Below are 15000 nucleotides of genomic sequence, written 5' to 3'. Positions count from 1 at the left end.
TTCCATGAGATTCAATCCCCTAACAGACCACGAACGGTATTTAGACAAAGATCCAAAAGACATGTCTCTCACTGAACTTAGGATGTTACTAAAAATCAAACGAATGGATTTACAACTTGGTTGGAATGAGTTTGAAGGCAAAATCAAATTCTGGCAACGAATGGTAAGGTCCGTTCGCGAATCAGGAATGGTAGACCAAGTAAAAGAAGGAATCCAGTCCTACTTACAAAATAAATCCTCAAAAGAATAAGGGTTTCGCCTCGCAAAGCCGATCTTTGTAAAAACAAAGAAGGACTATCTATGGCTTCCGATGAAATCTTAGTATTTACCACAATTGGCGATCGCGATATGGCCGAAGAACATATCTCCGAAATGTTAGAACAAGGAATTATTGTTTCCGGAACCATCTTCCCTGAAGTGGAACTTGTTTTTTTATGGGAAGGAAAAATCACTGTCGATACTGAAAACAAAATCCTTCTCAAAGCAAAAGCTGACAAGTACAATGCGATCGAAGAATACATTATGAAACGTCATCCTTACATTGCCCCAGAAATCATACGTATGGACGTAAGTTTTGGTAGTCCCGCCTATAAAGCGTTTGTTGCCGACAAAATCAAAAAAAATAGTTAGGACCTAAATTCAAACTTAATTCACAACCAACCAAACCTTCTTAAGGAACAAGTGCCTACTTTGCTTTTTGTGAGTGGGCGCCTCGAATTTTTTGGTAGAACCAACCTCATTTGTAAAAACGACCGGGCGTACTGCGGGGTCCGCATTCGCTCCCGTCTGCCTAAAGGCAGACCAAGCCCTTCGTATGCCCTGGCGCGGGATCTAATTTTTCTACTTGGTTTTTGGAAAACGAAAGGAATTGGAATCGATATAGGAAAAATCAAACCATGAAAAATATAAAGTCCGTGAGTATTGGCTGGTTTTCCCGGAACAGAAGGTGATTGAAGTTTTTACTTTAAAGGCCGGGAAGTATTCTCTATTTTGTATTACGGAAAATACAAATGGGAAGATTACTTCGGCTGCTTTTCCTGAATGGGAATTGAAAATCGAGCTATTGTATCCATAAACACTATTTGTATTCCAATGATATTTTTAAGTCCTTTACTCATCACATAACAGCAAAAATATTTTACTCACTATGATAGCTTTTACAAGCCTCGGAAAACGATACAGAAAATAAGTTAATACACAGGAACTGCATCCCAATAACGACATTCAATCTGCTCACTTTGATGATATTTTATTCTGTCTCTTCTCTGTGCCCAATAACAATCCCCGTCATCGCCACTTTCTGGCCAGAGCTCGCTTTTCTTCCAATTTTTTTTATCTTTAATATTGGAAAATTTACCTTGAATCCATGGGCTGTTTCTATCCACTTTTTCATTAATTTTATGATCTATTATATATTGTTGTACAATTCCATCTTTATCAAAGAATACATGGAAATATAAATAATCTGTACCCACATATCCACCATTTGGTAAAGACGAGGTTATATAATTTACATAACTGATAATTTTCTTCATTTCAAACTTACGTCCCAAGATTTCTTTAGCGATTGGTTTTTGAAATGTCATTCTCGACCAAGGTCTGGGATATATTTCAAGTAATTCTTGTTCGGTTGTCTTACCAATCACTGGCAGTTTGTTTGGATCAAATTGGAATTTCTCTGGTCCGTCGATTATATCATCTACAAAATCAGGATCATTTTTAGAAAAGAACCTACATGATAGCAAAGAAAGTATTATAAGAATCGAGAATAACTTTAACGATATAGCACATTTTTTCATCTCTTTCTGAATCTTCATCTATCTATTACTCCCTATTTACTAACATTTTCTTCACCAGATGACATTCCCTTTGTATTGAGTAATCAGCGAATCCTTTGTCAAGATCGCCATCTTTTCATAGTTTGATTGACAAACCAAAATACGGTCAAACGGATCTTTGTGTAAATCAGGCAAATTGAGAAGTCCAAATGTATGCCCCATCGTTATCTCCAAAACATTACAATCAATGGCAGCTAACGATTCTGGAATGATTTTATCCGGAGAATTTTGTAGATTAAGTTTTCCTAATTTAAATTTAATGATGATTTCCCAGATACTGGCTACACTCAAATACAACTCATTTTCTGGATTTTCGATAATTCGCAAAACCTTTTTAGAAAGGTTCGCCGGTTCATATAATATCCATAAATATGTATGTGTATCTAATAAATACCTCAAGAGAAAAAGCCTGAGATTTCATCACTAGGAAGAGGTTCAAAAAATTCTTTTGATATCTTTGTTTTCCCTTGGTAGATCCCTATCTCTCGTTTCTTCTTCTTATCAGAAGTAATTCGCACTAACTTCACAACTGGTTTTCCCGCTTTGGAAATCACCACTTCCTTACCCTCAATTGCCTGGACGATGAGCTTCGAAAGATTGGATTTCGCATCATGAATGTTATATTCCATACCTATAGATTAGCTAATCTAACGGACTAAGTCAATCGAAAACAAACAAAGATTTTCGAAACTACTCCCTCCCGATCAAAAAAAGTGTTGCCAAATGACTACATATTATTGATTAGTCAAATGGCTACACAATGGATTTACGAAGAGATGTTTTTCAGGCAATTGCAGATCCCACAAGGCGAGCCATCCTCCTCCTTGTGGCCACCCAGTCTATGACGGCCGGAGCCATTGCCTCACAGTTTGATACCAAACGACCTACGGTTTCCAAACATTTACAAATTTTAACTGAATGCGAATTGTTAAAAAAGGAACCTAACGGCCGTGAGATTTATTACCACCTAAACCCAAATAAAATGAAAGAGATTGCAAACTTTATTGAACCTTTCCAAAAACTTTGGGATGACCGGTTTAACAAATTGGAATCGGTAATGAAGAATTACCAAAAAAAAGGGTAAATGTCGAAACAAGATAGGAGAAACAAATGGAACTCAAAACAAAAGTTTATGCAGAAGACGGGAAACAAGAGCTAAGAATCGAACGTGAATTTGATTTACCAACTTCTTTAGTTTTTAAAGCCCACACAGAACCAGAACTCATCGAACAATGGATGGGGAACAAAGTCCTAAAGTTTGAAGCAAAAAATCATGGAAGTTGGATCTTTGAAACTAAAAACCCAGATGGAATCGTATTGTTTCGAGCCAATGGTGTTTTACTCAATATAAAAGAAAATGAAAGTTTTGTGCGAACCTTCGAAATGGAAAACACAAATTTCCCAATCCAACTTGAGTTTTTTGAATTTCTGAAAATTTCAGAAACTAAAAGCAAACTAATCATGCACATTATTTATAAGTCAGTCGAACAAAGGGACCAAATTTTAAAGATGCCATTTGCACAAGGAATCAACATGGCGCACAACCGATTGGAACAAGTCCTTAGTGAGAAAGTTTAATTAGTAACTTTCATGTAATAGATCAGAAGGAAATTGGAGCCATTTGAAATGAAACAAACAAATTCCAAAATGAACCAAGTCGATTTATATTTCCAAAAAATCAAAAACTGGAAACAGGAATTTCAAATCTTAAGATCAATTGTATTAGAAATTAGATTACAAGAAGAAATCAAATGGGGACAACCCTGTTATACTTTAAATGGACAAAACATATTCCTAATTCACGGATTCAAAGAATACTTTGCGATTTTATTTTTTAAAGGTGCCTTACTCAAAGATCCGAAAAAAATACTCATCCAACAAACTAAATTTGAGTTTTTAGAAAGAATCGAAAAACAAATACCTAATATTCTAAAAGGTAAGGGTTTAAACGACTAAAGTTAAACTTATTTTGCAAAAATCTTTTGCCTTTTCAAAGGATTTAGTAAGGAAAACCGACAAACAAGGATTATATATTAATTTAGGAGAAATCAGATGTCAGAAAAATCAAAAAAAATAGCTTATTGGTTCTTTACCCTTTGGTTGTCACTCGGGATGGTATCCACAGCGATTGTACAACTAATCAAACTTCCCGAAGAAGTGGAAAAAATCAATCAACTAGGTTACCCTACTTACTTTCTTACGCTTCTTGGGGTTTGGAAACTGCTAGGTGTAGTCGCAGTGCTTACACCAAATTTTGTTCTACTTAAAGAATGGGCTTACGCGGGATTTTTCTTTGCGATGTCTGGGGCAGCCATTTCGCATATTGTCTGTGGCCATGCTTTTGGAGAAATATTTCCTTCTTTACTACTTCTATCACTCACAGTGATCTCTTGGTATTTACGACCTGAAGGTAGAAAAATCAAAAGTTAACCTGTGATCCAAACCATTTCCATAAAACAATTTTGGATCAACTTTCAGTATAATGAAGTCGGTCCAAATATACAAATTCCTTTAGTTCTTTGCATATTTTTCAAGTTATCCTTCAATGGAAGGAGGATTTAGTTTATATTCCTGATACCAATGGTAACATCCATAAAATGCGATGAGTAAAAACACAATGTATTCCAATGTCACAAAGGGAATTTCCTTTAAGGAATAAATGGTGATACAAACTACATCCACAAACACCCATAAAAACCATGACTCCAACTTTCTTTGAGCCAGTAAAAAATTAGCAATGATACTTGCCACTGTAGTAAATGCATCCCAATACAAAAACTCAGGCGGTCTTGTAAATATGTTTGGTAACCAAATTGGTAATCTACTTGTGATTGCTCCCAAAATATAAGTTCCAAAAAAAATCACAAAAACAAGAACCAAGTTTTTTGATCTGCCTAAAGATTGGATTTTTATATAAGCACCCGTTCTTTTACGCCAAACGATCCAACCATACACACTAGATCCAAAAAAATAAATTTGTAAGAACATATCGGAATAAAGTTGGATTTGAAAAAATAGAAAGAAAAAACAAATAGATGTCAAAATCCCAAAAGGCCAAGTAAGGATATGATTTCTAGAAGCTAAGTAAACACAAAGAAGTCCCGTGCTTGTGCCGAGGAGTTCGACAAAACTAATCGGATTCCCGAAAAAAGTGAATACTACAAACTTTATGGAAAAATATAAGGATAAATCAAACATAGATAGACACTAAAAAAGAAGGCTTGTATTCATTGATTCCAAACATTCATTTGGATAAGCGAACTGAAATTGGCGATTAAATTCGAAAAAAATCTTCTTTAAAACCTTTTTCACCAAGCCATTTACTTTGCAAAAGATTATAACCTACGATTTCAAAATCCCGAGAAATCCATTTTCTATATTTTTTTTTGGACCTAGAAAATGCATAAGGATCCATGAAATTCATTTCTTCTTTCATAGCCAAATAATCCTCGTTAGTTGGTACTGTAAAATACAAATAATTACAATACTTTGCCATTTTTTCCAAAACACCGGGAATCATCGAATCTGGCAAATACTGAATCACTGAATTGCAAATCCCAAGTTCCACTGGTTCTTTTTCCAATTTGGGGAGTTTGAGTGTCTCTAGAGATTCGTGATAAATATGATACTTATCAGATTTTTTGACCCAGTCTTTTTTCTTTAGATCTTCGTAAGCTTCTTTGGATGCATCCACTGCATATACTTTTACGGGAGAAAATGTTTTTACCATCTCTCGCAGTAAAATGGCTTTTCCAAATCCAAAATCGGCCATTTTGTAAACAGGGATTTCCATTAATTGAAAGAGCGCTTTTAAATATTCCGCATGTTGTTTTGCATTATAAGAACCATCTACATCCAAACCATTGCCGTAGATATCCGACCAATACGAGTCATCAAACTTTTTGCCATTTTTACCGAAGCCAAAACTTTTTTTATTTAAGAATCCTTTCACTAAAATTGAACCCCAAGACTTTGTAATTCTTTGATCATTTCTTTAATGTATTTTGGTTCCAAAGTCAGTTGGGTTACTTCCTTTTCATAGGCCTTCGTCACCATTTGATTGTCTAGTTTAACTCGTTTTAGATATTTATCCAACGATTCCTTACTGATCTTTTTTTCAGAAAAATCAGCCATAAGTGGATGAGAAAAAAATCTCTGTTTGATAGAATCTTCTAATTCGCGTATTTTTGATTTGATGATACCAACAAATCGTTTGATGGAAGTATCGTGAAATGATACATTAGTTTGTTGGTTTGGTAATAGTTCATCTACCTGTAACTTAATTTCTAAAATTTCTGCAATATTCATTGTATCTCTTGCACTAGAAAGTTTGGTCATAAGTTTAGATTTACGTTCCCTTAATACAGGATCTTGTTCTTTGTCAGGATGGATGAGTTTAGCTAAATTTTTGAATAAGGTGTTGATGTCTGTGCTAAGCAATTGTTCTGCTTCTAATTGTTTTTTTTCTTTTTGGTTTTGCGTTTTTGTTTTTTTGCGGTGATTTGAATTGGAATCTCTTCCTCTAAAATATTCCGATCGGTATTCTTCATATTTTTCGCGAAACTCTCTATACTTTTCTTCGTGCGACTCTCTTTCCTCTTCTGAATCAAACCCAGTACGATTCATGTCATCCAAATCAATGTCAATGCCAAAGGTATTTTTTATCCTGGCTTCCATTTGATTTTTATACCGTAGCCTCTCCATCTTTTCAAATTTGGTTTCTAACTGATCACGCAGTGGCCCATAAAAATTTGTGTCATCCATCATGGAATCGTTACACATTTCCAAAAGGTAACGGCGAAGGAATTCTCTTTGCATTTTTCCAAAGGAAAGTTTTTCTTCTAGGAGAATGGAACACATAAGGGCAAATCGTTCCTTCTCTAACTTTTTCTGTTTTTCCAACTCCGGCAAAACATCATTCAAATAAGTTTCATTGACTAGTCGAAATAAAGGTTCAATTTCTTTTGAACGTTCTAAGGTTTCCTTATGTTTACGCAGAGCATCGTTAAACTCTTTCTGAGCCTTGGTTTGGTTGGACGAAACACCCGTCCAGATTAGGGTTTCCTCATGGGTGGCATTCGGTTTGGATTTTTGTTTTGGCATACAGGAGAAGGAAAAATCGCCAGATCAACTGGACCTGGCGACTGTTAGGTTTTGTTCTTTGGTTTTTACTTACGCTTTCATCAAATTCAAAGCAGCACCTGCTTTGAACCATTCGATTTGTTGCGCATTGTAAGTATGGTTCACAGAAATTTCATCCTTTTTCCCATCCTTATGATTAAGAACAAGTGTAAGCGGTTTTCCTTCGGCAAAACTTGTGAGTCCTACTATATCAATCACATCATCTTCTTGGATTTTATCGTAGTCTTCTTTGTTTGCAAAGGTAAGTGCTAACATCCCTTGTTTTTTCAAGTTAGTTTCGTGAATCCTAGCAAAGGATTTTACGAGAACGGCTCTAACACCTAAATGTCTTGGTTCCATTGCCGCATGTTCCCGTGAAGAACCTTCGCCGTAGTTTTCATCCCCAACCACAATAGATCCAATCCCTTGTGCTTTGTAAGCTCTTTGGGTTTGCGGAACCGGTTCGTAGTTTCCGTTCAGTTGGTTTTTTACTTCATTAGTTTTGCCATTAAAGATGTTAGTAGCACCAATGAGAAGGTTATTGGAAATATTATCCAAGTGACCACGAAACTTAAGCCAAGGACCCGCCATCGAAATATGGTCTGTTGTACATTTTCCTTTGGCTTTGATGAGTAGTTTTAGACCTTTGAGATCTGTGCCTTCCCACGCTTTGAATGGAGCAAGAAGTTGTAATCTTGTGGATGTTGGATCCACAATGACTTGCACTCCTGAACCATCTGCCGCCGGAGCCACAAAACCTGCATCCTCTACCGCAAAACCTTTGTTAGGAAGTTCTTCCCCGGTAGGTGGGTCCAATTTTACTTGTTCCCCTTTTTCGTTAGTTAAAGTGTCAGTGAGTGGATTAAAACCTAAGTCCCCAGCGATGGCAAGTGCCGTTGTGATTTCTGGGGAAGCCACAAAAGCATAAGTGTTTGGGTTTCCATCTTGGCGGGCTTGGAAGTTACGATTGAAGGAGTGAACAATGGTGTTCTTTTCCTTTTTTTCTGCACCCACGCGAGACCACATTCCAATACAAGGTCCACAAGCATTAGAGAAAACTTTCGCTCCAATTTTATGGAAGGAATCGATAAAACCATCTCTTTGGATGGTGTACCGAACTAGTTCTGATCCAGGAGTGATTGTAAATTCTGCTTTGGTTTTTAAACCTTTGGCAGCTACTTGTTTGGCAAGAGATGCGGCTCTCGAGATATCTTCATAAGAAGAGTTAGTGCAAGATCCGATAAGACCTACTTCTACTTTGAGTGGCCAACCATTTTTTGCCGCCTCTTCTTTCATTTTGGAAATAGGAGTGGCAAGGTCAGGCGTGAATGGACCGTTTACATAAGGTTCTAATGTATTAAGATCAATTTCAATCACTTGGTCAAAGTATTTGGAAGGATCGGCATACACTTCTGGGTCAGCAGTTAAGTGAGCTTTGTATTTGTTAGCAAGGTCTGCCACATCACTTCTGTTAGTGGATCTCAAGTAACGTTCCATTGATTCATCATAACCGAAAGTAGAAGTGGTTGCTCCAATTTCTGCTCCCATGTTACAGATTGTACCTTTACCCGTACAAGAGAGGGCTTCGGCACCTGGACCAAAGTATTCTACAATCGCACCAGTTCCCCCTTTCACAGTGAGGATACCTGCCACTTTTAAGATTACATCTTTTGCGGATGTCCAACCATTTAACTTTCCAGTAAGTTTGACACCGATTGCTTTTGGCCATTTGAGTTCCCAAGCAAGGCCGGCCATCACATCACAAGCGTCAGCTCCACCAACACCAATGGCAACCATTCCAAGTCCCCCAGCATTCACTGTATGAGAATCAGTTCCGATCATCATTCCACCTGGGAAGGCATAATTTTCTAATACTACTTGGTGGATAATACCTGCACCTGGTTTCCAAAAACCGATTCCATATTTATTAGAAACGGAGGATAAAAAATCATAAACTTCTTTGTTTTCTTTGACAGCAATTCCAAGATCCACACCGGATTCGTCTTTTGCCGTGATTAAGTGGTCACAGTGAACGGTGGAGGGAACCGCTACTTTTTTACGACCAGCTTGCATAAATTGGAGAAGCGCCATTTGCGCTGTTGCATCTTGCATTGCCACACGGTCTGGTGCAAAGTCAACGTAGTCGACACCGCGACCAAAACTCTTTGTTGGATTTCCATCCCAAAGGTGGTTGTATAAAATCTTTTCTGTAAGTGTGAGGGGTCGACCCACTACCTTCCTGGCTTGTGCGATGGCCGCTTCCATTTTGGAATAACGTGCCGCAATCATTTCTATATCAAATGCCATCTGAACCTCTTATACCTATCAGACCGCAGGAAAAAAGGGAATCAATCGAAAATTAAACTACGAGTGCTAAAATCAGTAAATTTGGCTCCATAGTGAGAACCAGTTTCTTTTTTAACCGTCAATACGGACATAAACTTCATCCGCTTTGAGGATAAGTCCAGATTGAATTTCGATAAGCCTCGTATTGACAAAAACTCCGTCTTGGTATGGAGTCACAATTCCTGTGATGATAACGTCCAGTTTCAAAACATCGCCTATTTTGCGCAAGGTGGCGGTGTCGGTAGGAGAATCAAGACCTAGACCGGCTTCTTTTAAAACCTTTTGGTTGGCCAAACGGTCTAAGATTTGGAATCTGTCTTTTTTTACAAGTTCTGTGGTTAGTTTCTCTGCAAGGATTTCACCATAGGGGCTTTTTTTGCCTTCCTGGTCTAAAAAAGTTAAAACAACAAGTCTTTGTGGTTGGAAGTAAAACCCTTTCTCTGAAAGTGAAACTGCCAGTTGTTCCAAAGGGGGAACGGTTTTTTTCTGAGGTTTAGATTCCCTCTCCTCTCCCAAATAACAAGCGCTAACGCCAAGCAATATAAAAACAAAAAATAAAATTTTAAAATGCAAGTTCCATCCCAAGCGATGTAACATATTCATAAAACGATTTTCCATTAAACCCATTCCCATACATATAACCACCGGGAACCCCAATTAGCAAACCGTCTTTATAAAATTGGTTCTGAAAATTAAGAAAAAAAGTGGTTTTTAGTTTTCCTGGATGTTTCCCACGAAAAGAGGCAGAGAAAGTTTCTGGAGACCTACCATTTTGATCTTTAATTTGTAAAAGCGGATCATTAAAGACATTGAAAATCTGATTTCCAACGTAGAGTGAATAACTTTTAGACGAACCTAAAAAGAAGATAAGACCAAGAGAGGCATTGTCCTGAGCAGAACCAAATCCGAATTGGCCATGAGGAACAGTGCCGGGCCTGGGATTTATATAATTATATTTTACATTTAATTGGATTTTGTCACTACCGAAAAAAAAAGAAAACTTACCACCTTCTGCACCATAGGCGGTAACAGGATTTTCTGTTTTTACATTGTAAACGGCAGTTTGAACTTTCAAAAATTGCGATGGATTAAAACTTCCCTGAAATTCATACGATTGCCTAGGGTCATATAATGACCGTTTATTGGCCTCAATTTGTCGAAAAATAAGAGCTGCCGATGGATGCACTGGACCTACAAGAGAAGGTTGAGAAAGAGATGGTTCTCCACTTAACTTCGCATCCCAAACTAAAGTTGTCTGGGGAGAAAAATCAAATTCTAATTTTGAGCCCGTGTTTGCAAATGGATTCCACTGCGAAGGGGTTTGGCCTTCTTTTTTAGACCTGGATAAAGGATTTGTAGAAAGGAACTTTAGATTACTTTTATATTCGGAAGATCGGCTCTCCTCAACATTTGTTTCATATCCCAATCTTACTTGGCGTGAGGAAACATAGTCCGACTCACGTAAGTTAGACGCATCAGCTTCTCTGATACCAGAGTCTTTTAAGGGTGCAAAAAAAACAACCCCCAGAAGACCTAAGCCTGAGAATAAGGAAACAAATACCGAAGATTTCGGGGAGTACATAAAGAGACTATGAAACATATTTCCTAAATTCGGATGAATGTAAATCTATTTTTGGAAAAGGAACATTGAATCGCCATATGAATAAAAACGAAACCCGTTCTGTAGTGCATACTGATAAGCATCCAACACAAGTTGGGTATTGGCAAACGCACTGACTAAAAGCAATAAGCTGGATTTAGGTAAGTGAAAGTTTGTGATCAGGCCTTGTACGGATTGAATATTGTCTCCTGGCGACAAAAAGATGTCAGTTTGACTTGATCCCACCTTATATTTCTTTAATTGAGAATCAAATACAGTTTCTAAGACGCGAAGTGTAGTGGTTCCCACTGCAATGATCCTTCTACCTTCCTTTCTTGCACCGTTTAACTTTGATGCTGTGGACTCGGAAACAAAATACTTTTCCCTATGTAAGGTTTTTGATTCCCATTGTTCGGGAGTCAGAGGACGAAATGTCCCATAACCAATTTGCAATTCCACAGGGACAAATTCAGCACCCTTCTTATTTAGGTTCTCTTTTAATTCTTCTGTAAAATGTAATCCGGCGGTAGGTGCTGCAACAGATCCTGAACGGTTGGCAAAAATAGTCTGGTATCGGATTTTATCTTCTTCTGTCACATTACGTTTGAGATAGGGTGGAATTGGGATATTTCCAAAAATTCCAAAATCAGAATCAGAAATGGGAATTTCGGAAAATAAAATGGAAAGTTCTTCTTTTGGACCTTGATAAGAAAACTGGTAGTCATTAAAACCAACGGGAAATAGTTTCTCACCTAACTTTAATTTTGCCCTATTTTTTAAGATACATAACCAACTTTTTTCAGATGGATCCAACGATTCCAAAAAGATCGATTCATGGATGCGACCAGATTCCACTTGTAAATACACTCGGCGTGATGATACTTTTGTCTCATTATAAACAAAAACATCACCGGGGCGAACCAGTGATTGAATGTCTCGAAACAATGGTGCTTCCCAAAACTTTGATTGCCCTATGTTTACCACTAAAAGCCGAGACTGATCTCGATTTTCTAAGGGAAATTTGGCAATTTGTTCATCGGGTAGGTTAAAATCGAATTCCTGTAAAAAATCCATCTTTGTATAGCCTTGGGAAAACCTTGTCAATTAACCAGAAATATTGGGAATGGTAGGAGAACTATGTGGAATTTTTTAGAAACCCTAGAGAAACGTGGGAAATGGATACTCAGCATTCTGCTTGTGATTTTTCTTGTCCTATCCGTTTCTAGATCCAAACAAAAATCGGATTTTTTGGATTATTACCATGCCGCAGAGCGTTGGGCCACAGGTGAGAACCTATACCGGTTTGATGCCGCCTTTGAACTCCAGTCCAAAGTCAAAAAGATGGAAGACCTATTCTTACCTGAAAATTTTCACCTATTAACGGCGCTTCAAAACGAAACAGCAACCTATATTTATCCGCCACTATTTTCCTTTTTACTCATCCCTTTTACCTATCTCTCAGAACCAAATGCAGCTCTTATCTTTGAAATCGTAAGTTGGATTTCTTTATTAGCCATTCTTTATCTTATTTTCCAAAATAAAGAAATTACCAACCCAAAGTCTTCATTTCCTTATTTAATTCTACTCACCACAATCCTTTTCAACTTTCGTTTTTTAGAAAGCCATATCCAAAATAACCAAGTAGGATTACTGCTTATCTTACTCGTGTTAGTATCTCTTATCTCAAAATCGGATTGGCAAAGTGGAATGATCTTGGCCCTTGCGACAAGCATAAAGATTACCCCACTCGTTTTCCTTTTTGTATTTATATATGAAAAGCAATACAAACGAATCTTTTGGTTTCTACTGGGAATCTTTGTTTGGAATGCAACTCCACTTCTTTACAATTGGGACTATACCATTCAGATGACAAACGAATGGATTACTGAAATTTTAGGAAATGCTTTTAGTAACCCTCTACTTCGTTCTTGGAAAAATAACCAATCTCTAAGTTCGACCCTTGCTAAGTATTTTGTTCCAGGTGCGGATATGATGAACCAACCCACCTACAGTTTACCTTTTTTAGTTTTATCGCTTCCCATGTTAAAATTCATCCAACTTGTTTTTATTATACTGTTTGGGATTCCTCTTTTATTACTCTGGAGAAAGAAAAATAAAAAATGGGAAATCATTTCTCTATTGTTTTTAATTTCTGCTCTTTTTAGTGGAATTAGTTGGATTCATAGTTTTATCATTTGTTTGGTTCCTATATATTTTATCCTGAACCAAGTGCTTAGTTCCTCTAAGGACAAAAAGGAAATTTATATTCTTCTCTTAATTCTATCTTTACCGCTTCTTTCGCATAGAACCTTTGTAGGTTCAAAAATCGAAGCGGCATTATCTATGTTTTCTATTTTATTTTATTCCACCAGTCTCTTGTATTTTTATATTGTAAGGTTTACACTAAGTGAAACAGAAAATCGGAATTGATGTTAGGCCACTGGCCTACGGGATGACTGGGAATTCTCGGTATTTGGCCGAAGTACTCAAAGTCATTTTACCCAAATATTCAAAAAAAGAATTTTTTCTTTATACAAACAAACCGATTCATCCGATCTTTCAAGACCTACTCGGACCCAATACAAAAGTAGTTTTAGAATCCAAAAAAATTCCAGGCCCCATTTATTTGAATTTTGTTTTACCCAAACGTCTTAAACAAGATGGAATAGAAGTTTTTTGGGCCACCATACAGATGTTACCGATTCTAAAACTTCCTATACCAAGTTATGTGAATTATCATGACCTTAATTTTATTTCCGCACCGGAAACTATGGCTAAGTGGAACTTTTGGCAACACAAACTACTTTCACCTATCACCTTAAAAAATGCAGATAAAATTTTTTGTCTGTCAAAGAATACAAAAAGGGAAATCGCGACCTTTCGTCCAGATTGTGAAAAAAAATGTATATTAGTTTATCCTGGTGTTTCCAAACAGAAATTACCAAAATCAAAAGTTACTTTTCCAAAAGAATTTTTTCTAACAGTAGGTACTTTAGAACCAAGAAAAAACATCAATCGATTAGTAGATGCTTTTTTAGATTTTAAAACCAAATATCCAAAGGACAAAAACTCGCTTCTGATTATGGGACGAAAAGGTTGGGGAGAAGAAGGTGATTTTTTATACCAAAAATTAAAAGATCCAAAAATCCAAAACCTAGGAATTCAATTTATAGAAAATCCTGATGATGCAACTCTGGCAGAAGCATTTAAACAATGTAAGGCCTTTTTCTTCCCTTCCCTACATGAAGGTTTTGGTCTTCCACTGCTGGAAGCAATGTTAGAGGACAAACGTTGTGTTGCTTCCGATATTCCTGTTTTTAAAGAAATTCTCTCAGACAAATGTGATCTCTATGTTCCTGCCAAAGAAACAAAGGATTGGACTCGTAGTTTTGAACTGATGTCTGGCCCCAAAAAATCAAGGTCTCCCAAATTTCCCGCCAAACAATGGACATGGGAAGAAACAGCAAAAAAAATTGAAGAGGTAATTTTTCAGTGAAAATCATCAAGAAATGGATATCGAAATGGAAGGAATTCCGAAGCAAAAGAGAAATCGCTTACTTTGGGACATCATTATACGATGAGTTAACGATAAATCCGATTCCTTCTTTATTACTCATTCTATTTGCTGTTTTATTTTTTACATATAGTTTGCCTTATATTTACTATTTGGGTAAGTTTTTTTATTGGTTTGTAGGAGTTTTAGAAATTACTAAAGTTTTAAAAATTCCATTTTTAGATGAACTTAGATATTACCATTATCTATCCGCTTTTGTTTATTTCTATATTGCAATTTCTCTCTTAATCGATATGAGTCGCCTTTTGAATCGATGGAACATACGAACCGTCTTTGTAAAAAATGAAGTTTGGCAAATTCAGAAATTTGGATTCGGCAAAAAACTAATTAAGTTTAACTTAGAAACTGATGTTTTAGAATTAGGATACGAACATGGTGGACTTAGTGATTTTTTAGGATGGAACCGATTGGTTTGGGAAAAAAATGGAAAAACACTATTGAGAACTCCATATTTTTTTCCTTATCGAAAAAATAAATCCATCGTGAATCGGATATTAAAACGTTAGAGTGGAATAAAACTT

At 36.7% G+C, this 15000-nt stretch carries 18 protein-coding genes and 2 pseudogenes; 10 read left to right on the top strand and 10 right to left on the bottom strand.

The genetic code is table 11. From position 1 onward, the window contains the following. Positions 1-4: 4 nt before the first annotated feature. From EHQ31_RS08445 to EHQ31_RS19065, 3 genes and pseudogenes are all read left to right on the top strand, one after another. Complete coding sequence (locus EHQ31_RS08445) at positions 5-250, top strand: hypothetical protein (protein WP_135568409.1); 246 nt, start codon at positions 5-7, stop codon at positions 248-250. Between the two features lie 50 nt (positions 251-300). Continuing rightward, a complete protein-coding gene (gene cutA, locus EHQ31_RS08440; RefSeq protein WP_135568408.1) occupies positions 301-630 on the top strand; it encodes a divalent-cation tolerance protein CutA in 330 nt (109 codons plus the stop codon). A gap of 277 nt (positions 631-907) precedes the next feature. After that, a pseudogene (locus EHQ31_RS19065) lies at positions 908-1075 on the top strand (Uma2 family endonuclease); the annotation flags it as partial. Positions 1076-1190: 115 nt separating this feature from the next. Here EHQ31_RS19065 and EHQ31_RS08430 read toward each other — a convergent pair. Genes EHQ31_RS08430 through EHQ31_RS08420 form a run of 3 tightly spaced genes read right to left on the bottom strand, consistent with a single transcriptional unit; the run spans position 1191 to position 2467 of the window. Next, on the bottom strand, positions 1191-1817 hold the full coding sequence (locus tag EHQ31_RS08430; RefSeq protein WP_244247324.1) for a hypothetical protein: 627 nt from the start codon (positions 1815-1817) through the stop codon (positions 1191-1193). Positions 1818-1850: 33 nt separating this feature from the next. Then, positions 1851-2237 (bottom strand): type II toxin-antitoxin system VapC family toxin, encoded by a 387-nt coding sequence (locus tag EHQ31_RS08425; RefSeq protein WP_135568407.1) that lies wholly within the window; start codon positions 2235-2237, stop codon positions 1851-1853. Next, positions 2234-2467, bottom strand: coding sequence for a type II toxin-antitoxin system Phd/YefM family antitoxin (locus EHQ31_RS08420; RefSeq protein ID WP_135568406.1), 234 nt, complete (start codon positions 2465-2467; stop codon positions 2234-2236). Before EHQ31_RS08420 ends, EHQ31_RS08425 begins: the two co-directional genes overlap by 4 nt. Before the next feature lie 131 nt (positions 2468-2598). Between EHQ31_RS08420 and EHQ31_RS08415 the strand changes: the two genes are divergently transcribed. The 4 genes and pseudogenes from EHQ31_RS08415 (at position 2599) to EHQ31_RS08400 (ending at position 4268) form a co-directional block, all read left to right on the top strand. Then, positions 2599-2922 (top strand): ArsR/SmtB family transcription factor, encoded by a 324-nt coding sequence (locus EHQ31_RS08415; protein ID WP_135568405.1) that lies wholly within the window; start codon positions 2599-2601, stop codon positions 2920-2922. A 26-nt stretch (positions 2923-2948) separates the two neighbouring features. Continuing rightward, a complete protein-coding gene (locus tag EHQ31_RS08410) occupies positions 2949-3416 on the top strand; it encodes an SRPBCC family protein (RefSeq protein ID WP_135568404.1) in 468 nt (155 codons plus the stop codon). Positions 3417-3464: 48 nt separating this feature from the next. Continuing rightward, positions 3465-3725: pseudogene (locus tag EHQ31_RS08405) on the top strand (DUF1801 domain-containing protein); the annotation flags it as partial. Between the two features lie 165 nt (positions 3726-3890). After that, positions 3891-4268 (top strand): DoxX family protein, encoded by a 378-nt coding sequence (locus tag EHQ31_RS08400; protein ID WP_135568402.1) that lies wholly within the window; start codon positions 3891-3893, stop codon positions 4266-4268. Positions 4269-4373: 105 nt separating this feature from the next. On the opposite strand, the gene pnuC is transcribed toward EHQ31_RS08400, so the two are convergent. The 7 genes from pnuC to queA all read right to left on the bottom strand — a co-directional run bounded on the left by pnuC (position 4374) and on the right by queA (position 11979). Beyond that, positions 4374-5036: a nicotinamide riboside transporter PnuC gene (gene pnuC, locus EHQ31_RS08395; RefSeq protein ID WP_135568401.1), complete on the bottom strand. Its 663-nt coding sequence runs from the start codon at positions 5034-5036 to the stop codon at positions 4374-4376. Between the two features lie 76 nt (positions 5037-5112). Beyond that, positions 5113-5790: a class I SAM-dependent methyltransferase gene (locus tag EHQ31_RS08390; RefSeq protein ID WP_135568400.1), complete on the bottom strand. Its 678-nt coding sequence runs from the start codon at positions 5788-5790 to the stop codon at positions 5113-5115. Then, positions 5790-6941 (bottom strand): hypothetical protein, encoded by a 1152-nt coding sequence (locus EHQ31_RS08385; RefSeq protein ID WP_135568399.1) that lies wholly within the window; start codon positions 6939-6941, stop codon positions 5790-5792. The genes EHQ31_RS08390 and EHQ31_RS08385 overlap by 1 nt, the downstream gene beginning before the upstream one ends. 69 nt (positions 6942-7010) lie before the next feature. Then, on the bottom strand, positions 7011-9266 hold the full coding sequence (locus EHQ31_RS08380; RefSeq protein ID WP_135568398.1) for an aconitate hydratase: 2256 nt from the start codon (positions 9264-9266) through the stop codon (positions 7011-7013). Between the two features lie 111 nt (positions 9267-9377). Then, positions 9378-9908 carry a FlgO family outer membrane protein gene (locus tag EHQ31_RS08375; protein ID WP_135568397.1) on the bottom strand — a complete coding sequence of 177 codons (531 nt, stop codon included), beginning with the start codon at positions 9906-9908 and terminating at the stop codon, positions 9378-9380. After that, positions 9868-10905, bottom strand: a complete 1038-nt coding sequence (locus EHQ31_RS08370) for a hypothetical protein (protein ID WP_244247322.1) — start codon at positions 10903-10905, stop codon at positions 9868-9870. The genes EHQ31_RS08375 and EHQ31_RS08370 overlap by 41 nt, the downstream gene beginning before the upstream one ends. Positions 10906-10932: 27 nt before the next feature. Then, positions 10933-11979 (bottom strand): tRNA preQ1(34) S-adenosylmethionine ribosyltransferase-isomerase QueA, encoded by a 1047-nt coding sequence (gene queA, locus EHQ31_RS08365; RefSeq protein ID WP_135568396.1) that lies wholly within the window; start codon positions 11977-11979, stop codon positions 10933-10935. Positions 11980-12042: 63 nt separating this feature from the next. On the opposite strand from queA, the gene EHQ31_RS08360 reads away from it, so the two are divergent. Genes EHQ31_RS08360 through EHQ31_RS08350 form a run of 3 tightly spaced genes read left to right on the top strand, consistent with a single transcriptional unit; the run spans position 12043 to position 14985 of the window. Next, complete coding sequence (locus EHQ31_RS08360) at positions 12043-13335, top strand: glycosyltransferase family 87 protein (RefSeq protein ID WP_135568395.1); 1293 nt, start codon at positions 12043-12045, stop codon at positions 13333-13335. A gap of 22 nt (positions 13336-13357) precedes the next feature. Beyond that, entirely contained in the window at positions 13358-14401 is a 1044-nt protein-coding gene (locus EHQ31_RS08355; RefSeq protein ID WP_135568546.1) for a glycosyltransferase family 4 protein, read from the top strand. Next, positions 14398-14985, top strand: coding sequence for an LIMLP_18675 family protein (locus tag EHQ31_RS08350; RefSeq protein WP_135568394.1), 588 nt, complete (start codon positions 14398-14400; stop codon positions 14983-14985). Before EHQ31_RS08355 ends, EHQ31_RS08350 begins: the two co-directional genes overlap by 4 nt. Positions 14986-15000: the final 15 nt, after the last annotated feature.

Source organism: Leptospira montravelensis, from assembly GCF_004770045.1.
In the GTDB taxonomy this organism is placed as follows: domain Bacteria; phylum Spirochaetota; class Leptospiria; order Leptospirales; family Leptospiraceae; genus Leptospira_A; species Leptospira_A montravelensis.
This window is presented reverse-complemented; position numbering and strand designations above follow the sequence as displayed.

Coding starts and splice junctions, on each gene's coding strand:
- EHQ31_RS08445 (WP_135568409.1), top strand. CDS start 5: ATGAGATTCAATCCCCTAACAGACCACGAACGGTATTTAGACAAAGAT.
- cutA (WP_135568408.1), top strand. CDS start 301: ATGGCTTCCGATGAAATCTTAGTATTTACCACAATTGGCGATCGCGAT.
- EHQ31_RS08430 (WP_244247324.1), bottom strand. CDS start 1,817: ATGAAGATTCAGAAAGAGATGAAAAAATGTGCTATATCGTTAAAGTTA.
- EHQ31_RS08420 (WP_135568406.1), bottom strand. CDS start 2,467: ATGGAATATAACATTCATGATGCGAAATCCAATCTTTCGAAGCTCATC.
- EHQ31_RS08415 (WP_135568405.1), top strand. CDS start 2,599: ATGGATTTACGAAGAGATGTTTTTCAGGCAATTGCAGATCCCACAAGG.
- EHQ31_RS08410 (WP_135568404.1), top strand. CDS start 2,949: ATGGAACTCAAAACAAAAGTTTATGCAGAAGACGGGAAACAAGAGCTA.
- EHQ31_RS08400 (WP_135568402.1), top strand. CDS start 3,891: ATGTCAGAAAAATCAAAAAAAATAGCTTATTGGTTCTTTACCCTTTGG.
- pnuC (WP_135568401.1), bottom strand. CDS start 5,036: ATGTTTGATTTATCCTTATATTTTTCCATAAAGTTTGTAGTATTCACT.
- EHQ31_RS08385 (WP_135568399.1), bottom strand. CDS start 6,941: ATGCCAAAACAAAAATCCAAACCGAATGCCACCCATGAGGAAACCCTA.
- EHQ31_RS08380 (WP_135568398.1), bottom strand. CDS start 9,266: ATGGCATTTGATATAGAAATGATTGCGGCACGTTATTCCAAAATGGAA.
- EHQ31_RS08375 (WP_135568397.1), bottom strand. CDS start 9,908: ATGAATATGTTACATCGCTTGGGATGGAACTTGCATTTTAAAATTTTA.
- EHQ31_RS08370 (WP_244247322.1), bottom strand. CDS start 10,905: ATGTTTCATAGTCTCTTTATGTACTCCCCGAAATCTTCGGTATTTGTT.
- queA (WP_135568396.1), bottom strand. CDS start 11,979: ATGGATTTTTTACAGGAATTCGATTTTAACCTACCCGATGAACAAATT.
- EHQ31_RS08360 (WP_135568395.1), top strand. CDS start 12,043: ATGTGGAATTTTTTAGAAACCCTAGAGAAACGTGGGAAATGGATACTC.
- EHQ31_RS08355 (WP_135568546.1), top strand. CDS start 13,358: ATGACTGGGAATTCTCGGTATTTGGCCGAAGTACTCAAAGTCATTTTA.